Below are 16,312 nucleotides of genomic sequence, written 5' to 3' on the forward strand. Positions count from 1 at the left end.
TCAAATAGCAGACTCGCCTTTGTTGCTGGGCGTAAGTTGCGGATATCGCCCGAGAAACAGGAAGCCTGCCGCGCAAAGTGGAAGAATAATCGCCGACGCCATCAAGGCCGGTGCGAAGTCCTGCGTGCGATCGCGAATCATGCCGAACACCAGCGGAGCAAACCCTGCGCCGGTGGAGAAGCAGACATAGAACATGCTGTAGATCGCGGCGTAGGCGCGCAGGCCGAAGAAGCGCGAAGTGAGGTAGGCGACGACATCGTATTCTATGCCGAGGGCGAAGCCGATCAGAATGATGGCAAAGCGCGCCATGCCGGGATCGAGCTGGCCGTTTGCCAGGATCAGGCATGAAACCGCCGGCATTCCCAGCAGGACGAACGCCACGCCCGGCGCCCAGAATCGATCGAGCAGCCAGCCGCCGATCAGCCGTCCTCCGATGGAGGAGAGGCCGACAAGCGGAGTAAGCGTCAGGATTGTGGCCGCATCGATGCCGCGATCGAGCAGGATCGGCTCGAGGTTGGGGACTGCCCCTGCCAGGGCGAAGGAAATCGGCACAAGGATCACGGCAATGAGCCAGAAGCGCCAGTGTCGCAGCGCCTCTCCGCGCGTGAAGCCGGGCAGTTCGGCAGATTGATCGACCCGGGCGACAGCCGCCACGGCATTTGCCGGCTTGCCGGCCTGTTCGCGGAAAAGCAGAAGGACCATCGGGATGGCAACAAGCAGGGGCAGCATCCCGAGCGCCACATAGCCCCCACGCCAGCCGTAAAGCCCGATGACCCACGCCAGGAGCGGCTTGCACACCACGCCGAACAGGCCGGTGCCGGTCATGGCGAGGCCCAGCGCCAGCCCGCGATGGTGGTCGAACCACTGGTTGACGGTCCGCGTGAAGGTGATCGGCAAGGTGCCCGCGCCGAGCGCTGCGGCGATCATCCATGTGGCGTAGAACCGGATCAGCGAATTGCCGAGCGTTGCCAGCGACAGGTAAGCGAGGCCGAAAAAGGCGAGCGAGGCAACGGCAACCGGCCGCGTGCCATAGCGGTCGCACAGGATGCCCGCCACGGGCGCGGCGACGATCACGGTCACGGTGGTGATGGTGAGACCGGCCATGATTTCGCCCAGCGACCAGCCAAACTCGCGCGCAAGGTGCGGGGCAAAGACGCCAGCCGTGTAGAATGGCATGGCGGCAAGGCCGCAGCCGATGCCCAGGAGCGATGCCAGCAGGATCGGCCAGCCGCGCCGGAACTCACCCTTGCCTTCGCCCAGGCTGTGTCCGGATCGTGTGCTGTCCATATCCTGCAATCAACCTCCCGCCCATGAAAGCTGGAGAGGAACAGGTTGCAGCCGGGTTTGACAGTTGGCCTGCCATGCCATCCGCCCTTCGGATAGCGCGAGATGGCAACAGCTGCTCCCAGATGATAGAACCGGGATGTTTCGGCGATATGGCAATGGTGCAGGGGTGGCATCGTGCTATCCGCACAGCGAACAGCGCTCTGCACTGCCGTGCGAAAGACTCGCGGAACAGGTCAAGCTGCCTGCGGACAGATGCAGCGTGGGGCGTGTCTGGACGACAGAGAACCTTCAACACCCGTATTGGATGAAGACTAGATGGATGATGTGAAGATCACCCGCCGCGGCAGCCTTGGCCTTGCCGGCCTTGCAGCTGGCATGGCCATGTCGCCCGCTGTTGCCGCTGCTGCCAAGGGCTCGCAGGGGCCGAGCAAGCTCACGCCTGCCTTCAAGACCAAGATCGATTTCAAGGACCCCGAGTGGAACCGCGACACTTACGTCCGCATCGATGCCGACATCGATCCGACGAAGGAGAAGTGCGGCTGGCTCAAGGGCAAGGCTTATGGCGTGCGCCCGAACGAGCCGATCCGCGCGCTGTTCGGGGTCGAAGGTTTCAGCTTCACCCGGACCAAGCGTCTGGAAGACGGCTCCTATCGCCGCATGCTGCGCGAGGTCGTGTTCTACCGCGATCTGCAGTCGGGAGAGATCCTCAAGACCTGGCACAATCCCTACACCGACGAGACCGTGAAGGTCGTGCCGATCGCCAATGATCCGTTCAACTTCACCATCAGCCAGTGGATGCCGGAACCGCCGTCCTACGGCGGCATGAACAAGGACAAGCCACCGCGGCAGCCGTTCCTGCAGGATTGGGAATTCGGCCCCGAGGGTACGATGATCCTGCGCACCGACATCGACATGCAGTACCCGAACGCGCTGAATCCCGAAAAGTGGGTTCGCGAATCGTCGGGTCCGATGAACCGCGTGTCGGAACACTTCATCTTCACCGTTCTGCGCAAGGACGTGGAGAACCCGAGGCTGACGCATATCCCGCACATTGGCGCATGGACGCGCACGACGCCGTGGCTGCCATGGATGCTGATGGGGCAGGCCGAAGGCCACGTGAACTACTTCACCCACTTCCAGACCATCCCCGAAGGCGAGAAGGGCCTGCCGGCAGACCTGGTCGCCGCTGCTCGCGCGATGGACGAGAAGTGGCTTCATGCGCCGACCGAGGATTATGGTCCTTCGCTGTCGAGCCTTGAAAACTATGCCCGCGAACAGACGCCGGCCCCGGTTCCTGCCGGTTGGTCGCCGCCCAAGCCGCCGGCAGTGGCCAAGGCGCTGCAGCGCGGCGGCGAGTAAGCGCTGCTCGCACAATGGAATGGCCCGCTGGAACAGGTTTCCGGCGGGCTTCTTCGTGTGCGGCGCGTGGGCATCGGCTTGGCTCCGACAGGCGGTCAAGGCCGTGGGGCGGCTTCGTCTCGTGCTGACCGGGCATAGACTTCGCACCATTCCGGAAACTGGGAGCATGCGATGCCTGTCGAGATCAATGGCCTGATAAACCACAACATATCGAGCGAGATCGCGCCGCTGCCGTTCGAGACGTTCGATCCCGAAGGCATCGTCAAGATGGCGCGGCTGCATGACGCGTGGGGCTATGACAAGGTGCTCGTCGCCAATGCGGCGGTGATGCCGGACAACTTCACCATTGCCGCGACGATTGCCGCCAATACGACGCGGCTTGGCGTCATGCTGGCGCACCGCCCCGGCTTCATTCCGCCGACGATGGCCGCGCGCATGCTGGCGACGCTGGACCGGCTGATGCCGGGCCGTCTTGGCGTGCACATCATCACGGCGGCGAGCGACGAGGAAACGCAGGCCGATGGCGACTACCTGACCAAGGTCGAACGCTATGACCGGGCCAAGGAATACATCGAGATCCTGCGCGCGATGTGGACCAGCGAGGCGCCGATCACGCACGAAGGCAAGTGGTTCAAGTTCACTGGCGGCTTTGCTGCGATCAAGCCGACCAACCGCGACGTGCCGGTCTATTTCGGCGGCATGAGCCCCGCTGCGCTCGAGGTGGCAGGCCAGTACTGCGATACTTTCGCCACGCTTTCCGACACGGTCGCCGGCATGACCGAAGTGGTCGGCAAGGTACGTGAAGCGGCGGCACCCTTCGGCCGCAAGCCCGATTTCCTGTGCTCCATCCGCGTGGTGCTGGGCGAGACCGAGGAGGCCGCGTGGGCGCGGGCCGACGCTATCCGTGAGACCGTCGCCGCAAATCTCGGCAAGCTCGACAAGAACACTGCGGCAGTGAAGGCCGATGGCTTCAAGCGCACGGCCGAGCTTGCGGCGCGGGGTGACCGTCTGGAAAAGTGCTTCTGGAACGGCATCAACCAGTTGCGCGGCGGGCAGAGCAATTCGGGCGCGCTGGTGGGCACGCCCGCGCAGGTGGCTGATGCCCTGATGGATTATTACGATGCCGGGGTGAACAAGTTCATCCTGCGCGGCTTCGACCCGGTGGAGGACGTGATCGGCATTGGCCGCGACCTGATCCCGCTGGTGCGGGCAGGGGTCGCGGCGCGGGACGCTGTGGCCTGACGCTGCGGGCGGGGCGGTGTTACCGCCCCGTCACCCGATCAAGGAAAGGCAGCATGCGCGCGGCGCTCTGCACCGGGCAGTCGAGCGGCATCATGTGGCTGCAGCCGGGGATCAGCTCCAGCGTCTTGTCCTTGGCGACCGACATCGCAAAGCCCGGAATGCCGTGCGTTTCCATCGGCGTTTCATGCTCGTCGCGGCCCCAGACGAACAGCGTGGGCGTGGCGATGTGCTTGAGATCCTCGCCCGAGCTGGCGAAGGAGAACTTCGTCTCGCGGATGGCGCGCATGGATTCGGCATCGCGCAAGGCGCGGTTGTTGAGCACGGTCCATTGTTCGACCAGTTCGGGGGTAACCTGGCTGTCGTCGGTGATGTTGGCGAGCAGGATCTGGCGCCAGAACTCCGGCCGGTGGAAGGTGGGGTGCGTGCGGTCTTCTGCCACCGCATCCAGCAGCGCCTTGGGCATGGTGCTGAAATCGAGAGCAAAATCGGCAACGGCGATATTGGCGAGAATGAGCCCGTTGAGCCGGCTCTCGCGCGCTGCGGCGTAGGCGGTGGCCAGAACGCCGGAGCTGGACGTGCCGAGCAGCACGAATTTCTGCACGCCGAGCTTGTCCATCAGCCCGTCGATCACGGCGATGCGCTGCGTGGTCGAATAGTCACCGCGCGGGTTGCCGCCGGACAGGCCGCCGGGGGACTGGTCGAAGCGGATCACGCGGTACTTGCGCGACAGGACCTTGGCCCAGCCATCCAGCTGGCGCACATTGGCGAAGGAGCCGTGCAGCAGCAGGATTGCGGGGCCCTGGCCCTCGTCGACGTAGTGGATGTCCTCGCCCGCAATCTTCGCGAAGTGCGAGCCGGGCAAGGCGTAGCGATGGCGCAGGACGGTGTCGGATGGCACCTCTGGCGCCGGTTCGGCGGTCTGGCACTGGGCAAGGGTTGCCCAGCCCAGTGCCAGCGCTGCTGTCAGCAGGCGAGCCGTCTGGCGGAAAGTTGCATGACGACGTAGCGGCCGTTGTAATTGCATGATGAGCCCTCAGCGGTCTGGAGGTCGGGGGCGAAGGTCAGCTGCGACAGGCCGAAGAACTGGCCGGGCGCGGTGCCCTCGTGCGCGCCATCGGCTTCATAGCCATAGCGCAGGTGCCAGCCGCCTTCGGGCAGCGGCGTGAGCTTTTCGGCAAAGCTGACCGAGCGCGAGGATTTGAAGCCGCTCGTCTCGATCGCCACCGCAATGCCATCGGCGGACTGCTGGATGGCAAGGTCGGCGTCCCATTCATAGAGGACGCCGCCGTCCGGTCCCATCGTGATGCCGTGCAGGGCCCAGGCTCCGGCGAGATCGGGCGCGGTCACTTCGCGGGCTCTGTTGCGGCCGGGGCAAGCGTCTTGTCGAACCATGCGCGCAGGTCCCTCGCGGTTTCCTGCGGGAGTTCGAGCATGGGGTAGTGGCCGAGATCGGGGTAGCGGATCAGATCGACCTTGGTGCCGGAGAACTGCTTGACCGCATCGTCGGCGAGATAGGCCGGGAGAACCGGATCGGCATCGCCCCATTGCAGCAGGACCGGCACCTTGACCCGCGCCGCGTCGTCGCCTGCGCCCTTGGACCAGACCGCCTTGAGGTTGGCCTCATAGTATTGGCGCACCTTTTCGAAGCCGCCGGGAATGTTGTTGGTCAGGTAGTACCATTCGACCGTCTCGTCGGTCAGGCGTTCCGGGCGGCCATAGAGTTCGGCCAGCGCGCGGCGGTAATAAAAGCGGGGGTAGTAGTTGGGCACGAGGTTTTCGTGCGTCCATACCATCGCCATCATCACGCGGCTGAAGTCGCTGGGCGGCGGCGCCTTGAGTGGCAGGGTGGAAAGTGCGAGCGCCGTGACCTTCTCCGGATGGGCCGAGGCATAGAGCGTGGCGACAGTCGCGCCGCTGGAGGTGCCGACGATGGCGAAACGCTCAACCTTCTTGGCCTCGACGATGGCCTCGAGCAGTTTCACGACGCCGGGCATACCGGTGGAGGGCGCGCTGTCGGTCGACAGGCCATAGGGCGGCCAATCGAAGCGGATCACGCGGTAACGGTCCTTCAGCGCGTCGGTCCAGACGTCCCATTCGCGCAGGTTGGTCATCGAGGAGTGAAGCATGACGATGACCGGACCATCGCGCGGGCCTTCATCGCGAATGTGGATGCGGGCCGTGCCGTAAGTCTCGAAGGTGGACGGTGCGCTGGCCTGTGCCTTCAGGACGCTTTCATACGAGGGGTTCCACCAGCCCGCACGCATGGTCAGCAGGATCAGGGCAAGAAGGCCCAGCCCCACAGCCACCATGAAGCCGAACATTCGCAAGATCTTCATGTTGAGGAACTCCCGTTTGAGGTGGTCAGGCGCGCGCTTGTGCCTCGGCGGCGAGAAGGCGGGCGCATTCGGTCTCGCCCGAGGCGAGGGCGGCGCGCATGCGGCTTCGGGCAAGGGCGTAGAGCAGGCTCGCCACGGCAAGGCAGGGCAGGCAGACCATGGCGATGGCCCAGCCGACCTGGGCATCGTCACCCAGCACGCGCTGGGTCAGGCTGGCGACCAGCAGCGGGCCAAGGGCCGCGCCAAGCAGGGTGTTCATCACCAGCGTCAAGGATACGGCGCTGCCGCGCATGTGTGGCGGCACCACCGATTGCAGCGTGGCGAGCATGACCGTGCCGACGACCGAGAACACGGCCGCAGACGAGGCGACGAGGAACGCGGCCACATGAACCTCGCCCGCCATGACCGCCAGCACGGAAGGAATCGCAAAGAGCGGCGTGAAGGTGAGAATGGCAAAGCGGGCCATCGGCCTGCCGCCCTTCATCGACCTGTCGAGCATCGTGCCGCCGATCAGCGGGCCGATGGCCGAAAAGGCGATGGCCATTGGCCCCAGCCACGCGGCGAGGAATGCGGGCGAGACGCCATAGCCGCGCATCAGCATCGTCGGTGCCCAGGCCGAGGCGCCATAGGCCACGGTGAAGCAGATCGCGAAGCCGAAGTAGAGCGGCAGGAGGACGGTGCGATTGCGCCAGAAGTAGCGTATCTCCTCTGCGCCCGGCGCGCGGCGGGGGCCGGTTTGCACCGTGCCGCGTGCCGGTTCGCGCGCCAGTATCAGCAGCAGGGCCGCCACGATCAGGCCTGCCGATCCGAACAGAAGGAACGCCAGACGCCACGCGGCAAGCCCGCCGATCACCGGCAGGCCTGCGAAGGCACCGGCTGCCGCAGCGGTAAGGATCACGCCGGTGACCGAGATGGCAATGCCGTTGGCAAGGCCCTGGCCGGTCATGAACACGGCAATCGGACGTCCGCGTCGTTCGGGCAGGAACAGGTCTGCGATCAGGGAAATGGCGGCAGGGCTGAGCGCCGCTTCGCCAAAACCGACCAGCAGGCGTGCGGCAAACAGCTCACCGAAGGATTGGGCAAGGCCGCTGCCGATCGTTGCCAGGCTCCACACCGTGATGCCGAAGGCAATGAGGTTGCGGCGGGAAAAGCGGTCTGCCGCCATGCCCATGGGAATGCCCATGCAGGCATAGAACAGGCCGAAGGCGAGGCCCTGCAGCAGGCCGATCTGTTCATCGGTGATGCCAAGATCGGCCTTGAGCGGATCGACCAGCAGGTTGATCGCCGACCTGTCGATGATCGACAGGATACCGGCCAGGAACAGGATGCCGACGGTCAGCCATGCCCGCTGCGCCAGAGGCGCGGGGCGCGCCATGCCGTCGGCTACTGTTGCCACGATCAGATCAGGCCGCAGGCGCGGGCGCGCGTCTTGATGTAGTCGCCCAGCCAATCGAGGTTGCGGAAGCGCAGCGTGCCACGGCCCACCGCGGTCGAGCTTTCCGCCATGCCGGCGACAAGGCGGAAGGCCTTGGCCATCAGGAACAGCTCGCGGTTGTCCTTTTCGGCCTGGGTGAAGGGGCGGACGCTTTCGTAGCCTGCTTCGAAGGCCTCGCCGCTGGCGGGATCGAAGCCGTAGAACAGGTTGCCCCACACGAAGTTCTGGACGTCCTGCATGAGGAAATCCTCACCCGCCGCGTCGAAATCGAGGAAGGTGATCGCGCCATCCTCGGCCACGTGGACATTGCTGGGGTGGAAATCGCGGTGGCATACGCCGAGCGGAACCTCACCGCTGGCGGCCAGTTCGTCGAGCCGCCGGTCGAGCGCGGCGGCGATCTGCGGATAGTCGCGCAGGTCTTCGGGCCGGTCGTTCACGAAGGCGACGAGCGCCGGCATGCAGATGTTGTAGTCCTTGGCCGTCTTGGTCGAGAACCTGTGCGCCTCGCCAGCCCACTTGAAGCCGTGGAGGTGCATTTCGGCCATGGCCGCACCAATGCGAAACGCGGTTTCGTTCGAAAGGCGTTCACCGAACTTCACGCCTGGCGCCCAATCATACATGGCCAGCGCCCGCTCGCCCTCGGGCGAGGAGACCTTGAAGTACAGGCGGCCATCGTGCTGCGGCACGGCAACGGAGGCCGGGAAGGCGTTGTCCTGTAGGTAGGCGAGGAAATCGAGTTCGTAGGCAACGTCATCGACATCGCGATAGGTCTTGCGCCAGACGCGCAGGGCGTACTTGGTGGTCTCGTCCTCGACCAGATAGACGTCGTTCATGCCGCGATAGAGCAGGAAGCAGGTGATCTCACCCTTCATCGGATAGCGGCGGGCAACCTCGCGCGCGATGAAGGCGGGGTGAAGGACCGAGTGCGAGACCTGCGCGATGGGCAGGTCAGGCGTGATCGAAGAAACTGCGGAGGTCATTGGCAATCCGTTCAGGAGCTACGTCAAAGATGTCGCGATCGAGATCGAGCATTTCGACAATGGAACAGTGCGGCATCAGCGCGGCGGCTGCCTTGGACATTTCGAGAAGGTCTTCAGCAGGTTGGAGCAGAAGTGCCGGTTGGGCAACAAGGCCGAGCCGTGAATAGTCCCAGCTCCACACGCCCTGATAGGCCCAGGTGAAGCGATCGAGCACGCGCGCCTTGTCGGCGAAATTGAACACGGCCTTTTGCAGCGGCACCGCCGGATCGCGTGAGGTCACGACGTAGTTCCAGAGATTGCGCAGCAGGGTCAGCGTGGATTCGCCGCTTTCTTCGGGCGCGGGGTAGTGCAGCGCCTCGTCCAGTTTCTTTGCCGACACGTCGGCCGGAAACATGGGGATGCCCGTGAGGGCCAGGCGGCGTACGCGGTCGGGCCGTGCGATGGCCAGTTCGCTGCACAGGAGCGTGCCGGTGTGAAAGCCGTAAAGATCGATCGGGCCAGCAAGCAGGCCATCTGCCTCCAGCGCATCGAGTGCATCGGAAAAGGCGGCGGCGTACCCTGCCATGCCGGGAGGCGAGGGCGGTGCATCGGACATGCCGTAACCCGGCGTGTCGAAGGCGAAGACGCGGCGATCGGACGCCAAAGCGTCGATCAGGGCTTCGTATTCGTATCCCGACGACGGGTTCTGGTGGAGCAGAAGCACCGGCACTTTTGCAGCATCGGCCGGGCCTGCCACGCGGTAGTGCATCTGCCCGTGACGGCAGCGCGTGTAGGCGCGCGTGATGGAAGGATATGTCGGCATGGCTGTACTATGTTCCGGCTCTTGGGGGTTCCGCTTGAAATTGCCCGATTGTCCGCCCTTCGGTGATACGTCAGGCAGGCAATACGGCGGCGCGAGTGGCTTCCATCTTGTCTTCGTCAAGATCGTAGAACCACAGGAACAGGCCGTTGATCGCGAACATCGCCGCAGGGATCACGGCAAAGCCCAGTTTCAGGGCAAGGATCGCGCTTGGCGGCTGTTGGATGATGGCGCCGCCGGTGGTCGGCACATAGTTCAGCCAGCGCAGAAACACGCCCAGCACGGCAACGCCCAGCGCGAAGCTGACCTTTTCGACCACGGCAATGGCGCTCGACAGCAGGCCTTCGCGCGCCTCTCCGGTCAGCAGGCGGTCATAGGCCTGGGTATCGCCGAGCATCGAGATCGACATCAGGATGAGCGCGCCCGAACCAAGGCCGCTGACAAAGCCGCGCGAGACGATACCGATAGTGCCGATGGACGAGTCGGCCAGCAGCCAGCTGAGCGCAGCAGCGCAGAACAGGACCACGCCGATCAGGTAGGTGCGGCGCTTGCCGATGCGCTTGCCGGTCCACACCCACAGCGGCATGGCGAGCGCCGTGACGAGGTTCTGCGTCATCGCCAGCACGATCTGCCCGTCATAGCCGATGCCCACCACGTTCAGCATGAACAGCAGCATGGTCGAGGCGACCGAGGCGAAGGACAGGAACTGGAAGACCTTGGCGCCAAGCAGCATCATGAACGGACGATTGCGTCCGATCGCGCGCAGTTGGGCCAGGGTCGGCATGTGAGAGGTGGCGCGCTGCATGCCCTCGGGGGCATGACGGACAGGGATGGACAGCGCCGTCGCGGTCATCGCGCCGCCGATGATCAGGGCCATGACGAGGCCCATCGTGGCGTAGCCGCCGCGTCCTGCGCCGCCGCTTTGCACCAGGGCAGCCGTCCCGGCGAGTGCCAGCACCTGCCCGATCGAGACGAACACGGTGCGGAAGGAGATCAGCCGCGTGCGTTCGTGAAACCCGTCGGTCAGTTCCGAAGGCAGCGCCATGTAGGGCACGTTGAACAGCGAATAGGCGGTGGAATAGATCAGCAAGGCCGCGATCATCCACGCCATCAGTGCGCCCTGGCCCAGGACCGGCGGGGCGAACAGCATCAGGAACGACACGGCCGAAAGCAGGGCGCCTGCCAGCAGGAACGGCTTGCGCCGGCCCCAGCGGGTGCGGGCGTTGTCGGACATCGAGCCGACCACGACGTCGATCACCGCGTCAGCCAGTTTGGAGATCATCAGCAGGTAGCCCGCAATCTCTGGCGACTGGCCGAGGACTGTCGACATGAAGGCGGGATAGAAGCTCGTCACCGTATTGAGCATGATCGACACGCCAACCGTGCCGACGCTGAAGCCAAGGCATACGCCGATCGAGAGGCGGGCGTCCTTTGCGGTTGCGCTCATGCCGCGTTCTCCGCAAGGAAGGCGGCAATGACGGCGGCCTTGGTTGCAGCGTCGCCCGGGGTCGCGGCGGAGTGGCCGTTGGCAAGCCGGTCGAGCGCGGTGGCGACCGAGGCGTTGAGCAGGGCCAGTTCGGTCTCGGGCTTGAGCAGCAGCGTGGGGGCCTTGACCTGCTCCATGCGCTCGAAGCTGCGATAGCGGAAGGCTGCGATGTAGGGCTTGTGGTAGGTGTCGAGCGCCTTCAGCACATCGAGCGTGATGCGATGGAGGACTTGCGGCGGCGGCATCGGCACGGTCAGGCGGCGGTCCGGCACTTTCATGAAGTGCGGGAAGAACAGCGCCTGATCGCGGCAGAAATTGAAGGCCCAGATCAGGTGGCGGCCATATTCGTCCGGTTCGACCGAGGGCGCATAGTTGGCAATCACGGCTTCGCGCAGTTCGTCGTCGTATTCGGTAATGCCGTCGAGGATCACGGCGCGCACGCGCTCCGGGTGGGCAGCGGCCAATTCGCAGGCAATGCGCGCGCCGGTGTGCGTGCCATAGACGTCGACACGGGAAAGGCCCAGTGCGACGCACAGCCTGTCCATCGATCCGGCAAAGTAGCCGATCTCCGGATCTGCTTCAGCAGGCGCGACCGAATCGCCATTGCCCAGGGTGTCCGGCGCGATGATTTCCCCCATGCACCCTGCCGCGCGCAGGGCCAGCATGAAGTCTTGCATGAACCACGACGAGGCGGGCGAAGCGTGCAGCAGCAGCATCGGCGTTGCGCTGGCATCGGCAGCGGGGAGCCTTCGCAAATGAAGCTGGCCTTCCGCGAGCGTCACGAAAGCACGCTCGATGGCGTGGGAGGGGGTCTGGGTCATGGTGGCGGAGCGTATATCGCTGTTACGCCTGCCCTAATCCCCCTTGGGCAATGACCGTCAGGCGGAGAGGTGGTCACACTGGTATTCGGGAACCCCGAAGCAGGATCATGTTGAGGGGCATGGACTGGCGAATGCTCCCTTCCGATGACGATCTGCTGGCCGCGCTGGAGCGCGGCGGGCCGATGAACATGGCGCGCGCGGTCGCGGTCATGGAGCGGCACGGGCTTGAAGGGCTGGTGCTGGGCGATCCGCTCAATGTCTATCATCTGCTTGGCCATTGGCCCCAGATTGCGCGGACCCGTCCGGGGCAGCCGCCGGGAACTTTCGCGCTGATTGCACGGGCAAGGCCCGAAATGCCGGCGCTGGTGACGAGCCGCTTCCTGCATCACTACAGCTGGGCCGATGGCCGGGATCGGGCCGATGTGGGCGTGTGGCTCTACAACGATCTGGGCGACAGTGGGGACGAGGCCGTCGGGCCGGTTCCTGACGGTCCGGTGCTGCCGACCGGCTCCTCAATGCCGCTGACGGCTGCGGAACATCACCGGGCGCAGGCCTCTGCGGGATTGGCTGGGGCAGAGCGCATGGCGCGCGATGCCGGTGGTGCGATCGTTGCAGCCATGCGCGACCTTGGTTTGTGGCAAGGCCGGATCGGGTTCGACAATCCGGTGGTCGCCGAAGTGGCAACGCGGCACCAGCATCCCGGCGCCATGGTCCCGGCCGACAACATCCTGCGCGAGATTCGCCTGATCAAATCTCCGCTTGAACAGGCGCTGATGGCAAGGGCTGCCCGCGCCAACGTGGATGCCCTGAACGCTGTGGGTCATGCCATCCGGGCTGGTGCCACGCATCACGAACTGCAAGGCCTCTATCGCCAGGAATGCGCGGCGCGGGGGAACACTTCGGTGTTCCTGAACGTGGATCGGGTTTCGTCCGACCTGTCGCGCGTGAAGGTGGCCGACGGGCAGACCCTGATGCTCGACGGCGTCAGCTCGTTCCTTGGCTATCATGGGGATTTTGCCCGCACCGTCTTCGTCGGGGAACCGACACGCGCCGCGCGGCGGGCGGCAGAGGCCAGCGCCTTTGCGTGGGGGGCGGTGCGCGAGCAATTGCGCCCCGGTTTGCGCTTTTCCGAGATCGTCGCGCTGGGCAGCGAAGCGGTGCGCAAGGCGGGTTACGAGGCGTTGATCGGCTTCGGCCCGCACAGTGTCGGCCTTGCCCATACCGACGAGCCGGGCGAAGTGCACGGCGGGTTCTGGCGCAAGCCGGATTTCGTGCTCGAACCTGGCATGATCATTTCGGTCGATTGCCCGACGCTCGATACGGGCATCGGCGGATCGGCCCATTGCGAGGACCTTGTCCTCATAACCGAGACGGGCGCCGAGCCCATCCACCCCCTTCATGAACCGGTGATAGTGGTATGACCCGAAGCTTCATTGTTTCGGCATCCGTGATGGATGCCGATCTTGCCGTGCCTGAACTGGCGCGCCCAGTCATCGCTGCGGCGGAACAGGCGGGACTGGACCTGCTCGTGCTGGGCCGGGCGATCAATCATCCGTTCGATGCGCAGGTGATCGCGGCATGGGCCGCGCCGCTCACTTCGCGGACCGGCATCGTTGCCACCGTCCCTGCGACCAATGCACACCCCTTCCATGTTGCCCGTGCCCTGTCTGCCGTCGACTATCTTGCCGGTGGCCTGAGCGGGTGGTCCGTGGTTTCGGAAGGCGGAGAGCCGGGCATGGCCGCCGACATGGTGCGCGCCGCGCGCGCGCTATGGGATGGCTGGGGCGCCGATACGCTGGTGATCGACAAGGACAGCGGGCTTTACCTGAATCCCGATCAGGTCATCCGGCCAGACTATCGCGGTCCGTTCTTCGACACCGCCGGGCCGGTCAACGCCATGCGGCCGTTGCAGGGGCAGCCGGTGCTGGTGCTGGATGAAGCCGAGAACGTCGGCATCGCGGACGCCGACATCGTGCTGGTCGATGCGCCGGGAACAGCTGCAGGTGGCAGCCGCCGCTTGTTGAAAGTGGGCGCTGGGTCCGATCTTGATATGGCGGCGATGACGGCGGCGTTCGAGGCGGGCGAGATCGACGGGGTGCATTTCATCCTGCTGGAACAGGCGGCGGCCCTGCCGGCCGCAATCTCGGCCATTGGCGGTCTGCTGGGCAATCGTCCCGGTGCCAGCCCGGCAGCCAGCGGAACGCTGCGCGAGCGGCTTGGCTTGAAGATTCCGTCCAGCGCCTCCACCCAATCCAAGCCTACGCACGTGCCGGAGTATGTCGCATGAGCAAGCAGATCCACCTCTGGGCCTTCCTGCAAGGCATCGGCTTCTTCCCGACCGGCTGGCGCCACCCCCGCGCCACGCCGGAAGGCGTGTTCTCGATGGACTATTACGCGCGCGTCGCGAAGATGGTCGATGACGCGCGCTTCGATGCCATCGTGTTTGGGGATCAGTTGCAATCGCGCGGTGCGGGCGGGCGGACCCCGGCGCGGCTGGCGATGCCGACGCTCGATCCCGTCAGCCTGCTGATGGCCATGGCCGCGGTAACGGAGCACGTCGGGCTCGTTGCCACCGTCTCTACCACCTACAACACGCCAGAGATGCTGGCCGAACGCTTTGCCGCGATGGACCGCATCAGCGGCGGGCGCGCGGGCTGGAACATCGTGACGACCGCCCACCCTGAAACAGCGCCGAATTTTGGCGAAGCGGAGCTACCGCCCAAGGATCAGCGCTATCGCCATGCCGTCGATGTCGTGGCCAAGGCCTGCGAATTGTGGGCGGCGATGGACAAGGCAGGGCCGGCGCTGCCGCAGGGACGGCCGGTGCTGGTGCAGGCCGGGCAATCTCCCGAAGGCCGCGACTTTGCCGCGCGCACGGCCGAGGCGATCTTCTGCCCCGCCGCCAATATCGATGCAGGCATCGATTTCCGCAACGACATGCGCAACCGCATCGCCGCCGTCGGACGCAATCCCGATGGCGTACGCGTGATGCCGGGGCTGTCCTGCGTGCTGGGTGGCACCGAGGAAGAGGCCCGCGCCAACCACGCAGCCATCCTGGACATGGGCGATAAGCCGCTGGCCATCGAATATCTCTCGGAATCGCTGTGCTGTGATCTGACGCCGTTCGATCCCGACGCGGCGATCCCGGTCGATGCGATCCTTGCCAATACGCTGCTGCCGAAGGCCGACGTGGCCAAATCGGTCCAACCGGCTGCGGAAAAGGGAACGAAGCTGGGTGATTTCGCGGCCAACTTCATGCGCCATCCGCGTGGCCACAACGTGTTCATCGGCACGGGTGAGCAGATGGCTGACATGATGATCGAGTGGCGCGACAGCGGGGCCTGCGACGGCTTTACTCTGCAGCCGAGCTATATGCCTGGCGGGCTTGAGGACTTTGTCGAACAGGTCGTGCCGGTGCTGCAGCAGCGCGGACGGCTGCGCAGGGAGTATCCGGGCAGCACCCTGCGCGAGACGCTGGGCCTTTCGGCCCGCATGCGCGAAGCGGCATGAAGCGCGGTCGGCTCGCGCTCGGCATTATCGGCGCGCTCGCGCTTGGCCTTGGTGGCAGCGTAGTTGCGCTGCGCGCCGGGGCAGGGGAGACTGACCGCGCCGAGTTGGAGAAGCGTTGGGCCGATGCGCCATCGCGCTTTGTGACCGTGGATGGCGTGCGCATGCACGTGCGCGAGGAAGGTCCGGCGAACGGTCCGGTCGTCGTGCTGCTGCACGGTTCGATCGTGAACCTGCACGAGTGGGATGACGTCGTGCCGCTGCTGGCCGACAAGTACCGCGTCGTCCGGTTTGACTGGTCCCCTTATGGGCTGACCGGCCCTGACCCGAGCGGCGTCTATTCGACGCCGCGTTCGGCGCAGCTCATGGACGGGCTTATGAAGGCGCTGGGGCATGACAAGTTTGCGATGGTCGCCACGTCCAACGGTGCGAATGTCGGGCTCGAATTCAACCGCGCCTATCCGGGCCATGTCACGGCGATGGCGTTTTCGATGCTGCCGCTGGAACGGCCAAGCCAGACCCGCAAGGTCGACTGGCGCCTGAAATGGATGCTGGAGGCGCACAAGGCCGTCCTTCCCAACTGGCGCCATCGTGAATTCTGGCGGCTGATGCTGGAGGATACGACACCGCCCGAGTTCACGCCGACCGATCGCATGGTCGATCAGATCACCGAGATGAACAACCTGCCCGGCGCGCTTGAACGGCAGGCGCAGTACATCCAGGCCAACGTCAAGGCTTTCCAGTCCAGCGATGTCGGCGCGGTGGCAGAAGCGGTGCGGGTGCCGGTGCTGCTGCAGTGGTGCTCGTTCGATGACGTGATCTCGCAAAGCGCGGATGCTTCGGTGAAGCGTTTTACCAACACCAAGGTGGACGTGATCAATTACTCCGATCTTGGCCACTTTCCGATGTGGGAGAAGCCCGAGAAGTTCACCCGCGACTTGCGCAACTGGCTTGATCGCCAACTGCCTGCACCTGCGGGCTGAACCTTCGGGACGCGCGTCTCTCCGAAGGGCGGACAGTGAAGATAACGGTGCAGCGCCAAGCGTTTGCTGCGGCACCT

General features: G+C 65.1%; 15 protein-coding genes. 6 read left to right on the forward strand and 9 right to left on the reverse strand.

Annotation, left to right across the window (positions count from 1 at the left end; genetic code table 11):
- Window positions 1-1,287 carry an MFS transporter gene (locus tag ACZ1JY_RS16515; RefSeq protein ID WP_465131357.1) on the reverse strand — a complete coding sequence of 429 codons (1,287 nt, stop codon included), beginning with the start codon at window positions 1,285-1,287 and terminating at the stop codon, window positions 1-3.
- A 315-nt stretch (window positions 1,288-1,602) separates the two neighbouring features.
- On the opposite strand from ACZ1JY_RS16515, the gene ACZ1JY_RS16520 reads away from it, so the two are divergent.
- The gene (locus ACZ1JY_RS16520; RefSeq protein WP_168904858.1) at window positions 1,603-2,646 is read left to right on the forward strand and encodes a DUF1838 family protein; all 1,044 of its coding nucleotides are present in this window, start codon (window positions 1,603-1,605) and stop codon (window positions 2,644-2,646) included.
- A 171-nt stretch (window positions 2,647-2,817) separates the two neighbouring features.
- On the forward strand, window positions 2,818-3,888 hold the full coding sequence (locus tag ACZ1JY_RS16525) for an LLM class flavin-dependent oxidoreductase (protein ID WP_465131358.1): 1,071 nt from the start codon (window positions 2,818-2,820) through the stop codon (window positions 3,886-3,888).
- 19 nt (window positions 3,889-3,907) lie between these two features.
- Here the strand turns inward: ACZ1JY_RS16525 and ACZ1JY_RS16530 are convergent, their stop codons facing one another.
- From ACZ1JY_RS16530 to ACZ1JY_RS16565, 8 genes are all read right to left on the reverse strand, one after another.
- Window positions 3,908-4,912, reverse strand: coding sequence for an alpha/beta fold hydrolase (locus ACZ1JY_RS16530; RefSeq protein WP_465131359.1), 1,005 nt, complete (start codon window positions 4,910-4,912; stop codon window positions 3,908-3,910).
- Complete coding sequence (locus ACZ1JY_RS16535; protein ID WP_465131360.1) at window positions 4,852-5,235, reverse strand: Cap15 family cyclic dinucleotide receptor domain-containing protein; 384 nt, start codon at window positions 5,233-5,235, stop codon at window positions 4,852-4,854. Before ACZ1JY_RS16535 ends, ACZ1JY_RS16530 begins: the two co-directional genes overlap by 61 nt.
- Entirely contained in the window at window positions 5,232-6,224 is a 993-nt protein-coding gene (locus ACZ1JY_RS16540; RefSeq protein ID WP_465131361.1) for an alpha/beta fold hydrolase, read from the reverse strand. Before ACZ1JY_RS16540 ends, ACZ1JY_RS16535 begins: the two co-directional genes overlap by 4 nt.
- A 25-nt stretch (window positions 6,225-6,249) precedes the next feature.
- Window positions 6,250-7,620, reverse strand: coding sequence for an MFS transporter (locus ACZ1JY_RS16545; protein WP_465131362.1), 1,371 nt, complete (start codon window positions 7,618-7,620; stop codon window positions 6,250-6,252).
- 2 nt (window positions 7,621-7,622) lie between these two features.
- Window positions 7,623-8,639: a phosphotransferase enzyme family protein gene (locus tag ACZ1JY_RS16550; protein ID WP_465131363.1), complete on the reverse strand. Its 1,017-nt coding sequence runs from the start codon at window positions 8,637-8,639 to the stop codon at window positions 7,623-7,625.
- Window positions 8,608-9,441: an alpha/beta fold hydrolase gene (locus ACZ1JY_RS16555; RefSeq protein WP_465131364.1), complete on the reverse strand. Its 834-nt coding sequence runs from the start codon at window positions 9,439-9,441 to the stop codon at window positions 8,608-8,610. The genes ACZ1JY_RS16550 and ACZ1JY_RS16555 overlap by 32 nt, the downstream gene beginning before the upstream one ends.
- A 70-nt stretch (window positions 9,442-9,511) precedes the next feature.
- Complete coding sequence (locus ACZ1JY_RS16560) at window positions 9,512-10,885, reverse strand: MFS transporter (protein WP_465131365.1); 1,374 nt, start codon at window positions 10,883-10,885, stop codon at window positions 9,512-9,514.
- Window positions 10,882-11,745 (reverse strand): alpha/beta fold hydrolase, encoded by an 864-nt coding sequence (locus ACZ1JY_RS16565; protein WP_465131366.1) that lies wholly within the window; start codon window positions 11,743-11,745, stop codon window positions 10,882-10,884. Before ACZ1JY_RS16565 ends, ACZ1JY_RS16560 begins: the two co-directional genes overlap by 4 nt.
- A 131-nt stretch (window positions 11,746-11,876) precedes the next feature.
- Here ACZ1JY_RS16565 and ACZ1JY_RS16570 point away from each other — a divergent pair, with 131 nt between their 5' ends.
- From ACZ1JY_RS16570 to ACZ1JY_RS16585, 4 genes are read left to right on the forward strand one after another with little or no spacing between them, the layout of a single operon-like run.
- Window positions 11,877-13,166 (forward strand): M24 family metallopeptidase, encoded by a 1,290-nt coding sequence (locus tag ACZ1JY_RS16570; RefSeq protein ID WP_465131367.1) that lies wholly within the window; start codon window positions 11,877-11,879, stop codon window positions 13,164-13,166.
- The gene (locus ACZ1JY_RS16575) at window positions 13,163-14,032 is read left to right on the forward strand and encodes an LLM class oxidoreductase (RefSeq protein WP_465131368.1); all 870 of its coding nucleotides are present in this window, start codon (window positions 13,163-13,165) and stop codon (window positions 14,030-14,032) included. Before ACZ1JY_RS16570 ends, ACZ1JY_RS16575 begins: the two co-directional genes overlap by 4 nt.
- Window positions 14,029-15,255: an LLM class flavin-dependent oxidoreductase gene (locus ACZ1JY_RS16580; RefSeq protein ID WP_465131369.1), complete on the forward strand. Its 1,227-nt coding sequence runs from the start codon at window positions 14,029-14,031 to the stop codon at window positions 15,253-15,255. The genes ACZ1JY_RS16575 and ACZ1JY_RS16580 overlap by 4 nt, the downstream gene beginning before the upstream one ends.
- Window positions 15,252-16,235 (forward strand): alpha/beta fold hydrolase, encoded by a 984-nt coding sequence (locus ACZ1JY_RS16585; RefSeq protein ID WP_465131370.1) that lies wholly within the window; start codon window positions 15,252-15,254, stop codon window positions 16,233-16,235. The genes ACZ1JY_RS16580 and ACZ1JY_RS16585 overlap by 4 nt, the downstream gene beginning before the upstream one ends.
- Window positions 16,236-16,312: the final 77 nt, after the last annotated feature.

It is taken from the genome of Novosphingobium sp. BL-A-41-Hi4B-X5A (genome assembly GCF_055521705.1).

Excerpts from the sequence above, each read along its gene's own strand:
- ACZ1JY_RS16520 (WP_168904858.1), top strand. The coding sequence starts at position 1,603 with ATGGATGATGTGAAGATCACCCGCCGCGGCAGCCTTGGCCTTGCCGGC.
- ACZ1JY_RS16540 (WP_465131361.1), bottom strand. The coding sequence starts at position 6,224 with ATGAAGATCTTGCGAATGTTCGGCTTCATGGTGGCTGTGGGGCTGGGC.
- ACZ1JY_RS16585 (WP_465131370.1), top strand. The coding sequence starts at position 15,252 with ATGAAGCGCGGTCGGCTCGCGCTCGGCATTATCGGCGCGCTCGCGCTT.
- ACZ1JY_RS16550 (WP_465131363.1), bottom strand. The coding sequence starts at position 8,639 with ATGACCTCCGCAGTTTCTTCGATCACGCCTGACCTGCCCATCGCGCAG.
- ACZ1JY_RS16530 (WP_465131359.1), bottom strand. The coding sequence starts at position 4,912 with ATGCAATTACAACGGCCGCTACGTCGTCATGCAACTTTCCGCCAGACG.
- ACZ1JY_RS16525 (WP_465131358.1), top strand. The coding sequence starts at position 2,818 with ATGCCTGTCGAGATCAATGGCCTGATAAACCACAACATATCGAGCGAG.
- ACZ1JY_RS16560 (WP_465131365.1), bottom strand. The coding sequence starts at position 10,885 with ATGAGCGCAACCGCAAAGGACGCCCGCCTCTCGATCGGCGTATGCCTT.
- ACZ1JY_RS16570 (WP_465131367.1), top strand. The coding sequence starts at position 11,877 with ATGCTCCCTTCCGATGACGATCTGCTGGCCGCGCTGGAGCGCGGCGGG.
- ACZ1JY_RS16580 (WP_465131369.1), top strand. The coding sequence starts at position 14,029 with ATGAGCAAGCAGATCCACCTCTGGGCCTTCCTGCAAGGCATCGGCTTC.
- ACZ1JY_RS16565 (WP_465131366.1), bottom strand. The coding sequence starts at position 11,745 with ATGACCCAGACCCCCTCCCACGCCATCGAGCGTGCTTTCGTGACGCTC.
- ACZ1JY_RS16575 (WP_465131368.1), top strand. The coding sequence starts at position 13,163 with ATGACCCGAAGCTTCATTGTTTCGGCATCCGTGATGGATGCCGATCTT.
- ACZ1JY_RS16555 (WP_465131364.1), bottom strand. The coding sequence starts at position 9,441 with ATGCCGACATATCCTTCCATCACGCGCGCCTACACGCGCTGCCGTCAC.
- ACZ1JY_RS16515 (WP_465131357.1), bottom strand. The coding sequence starts at position 1,287 with ATGGACAGCACACGATCCGGACACAGCCTGGGCGAAGGCAAGGGTGAG.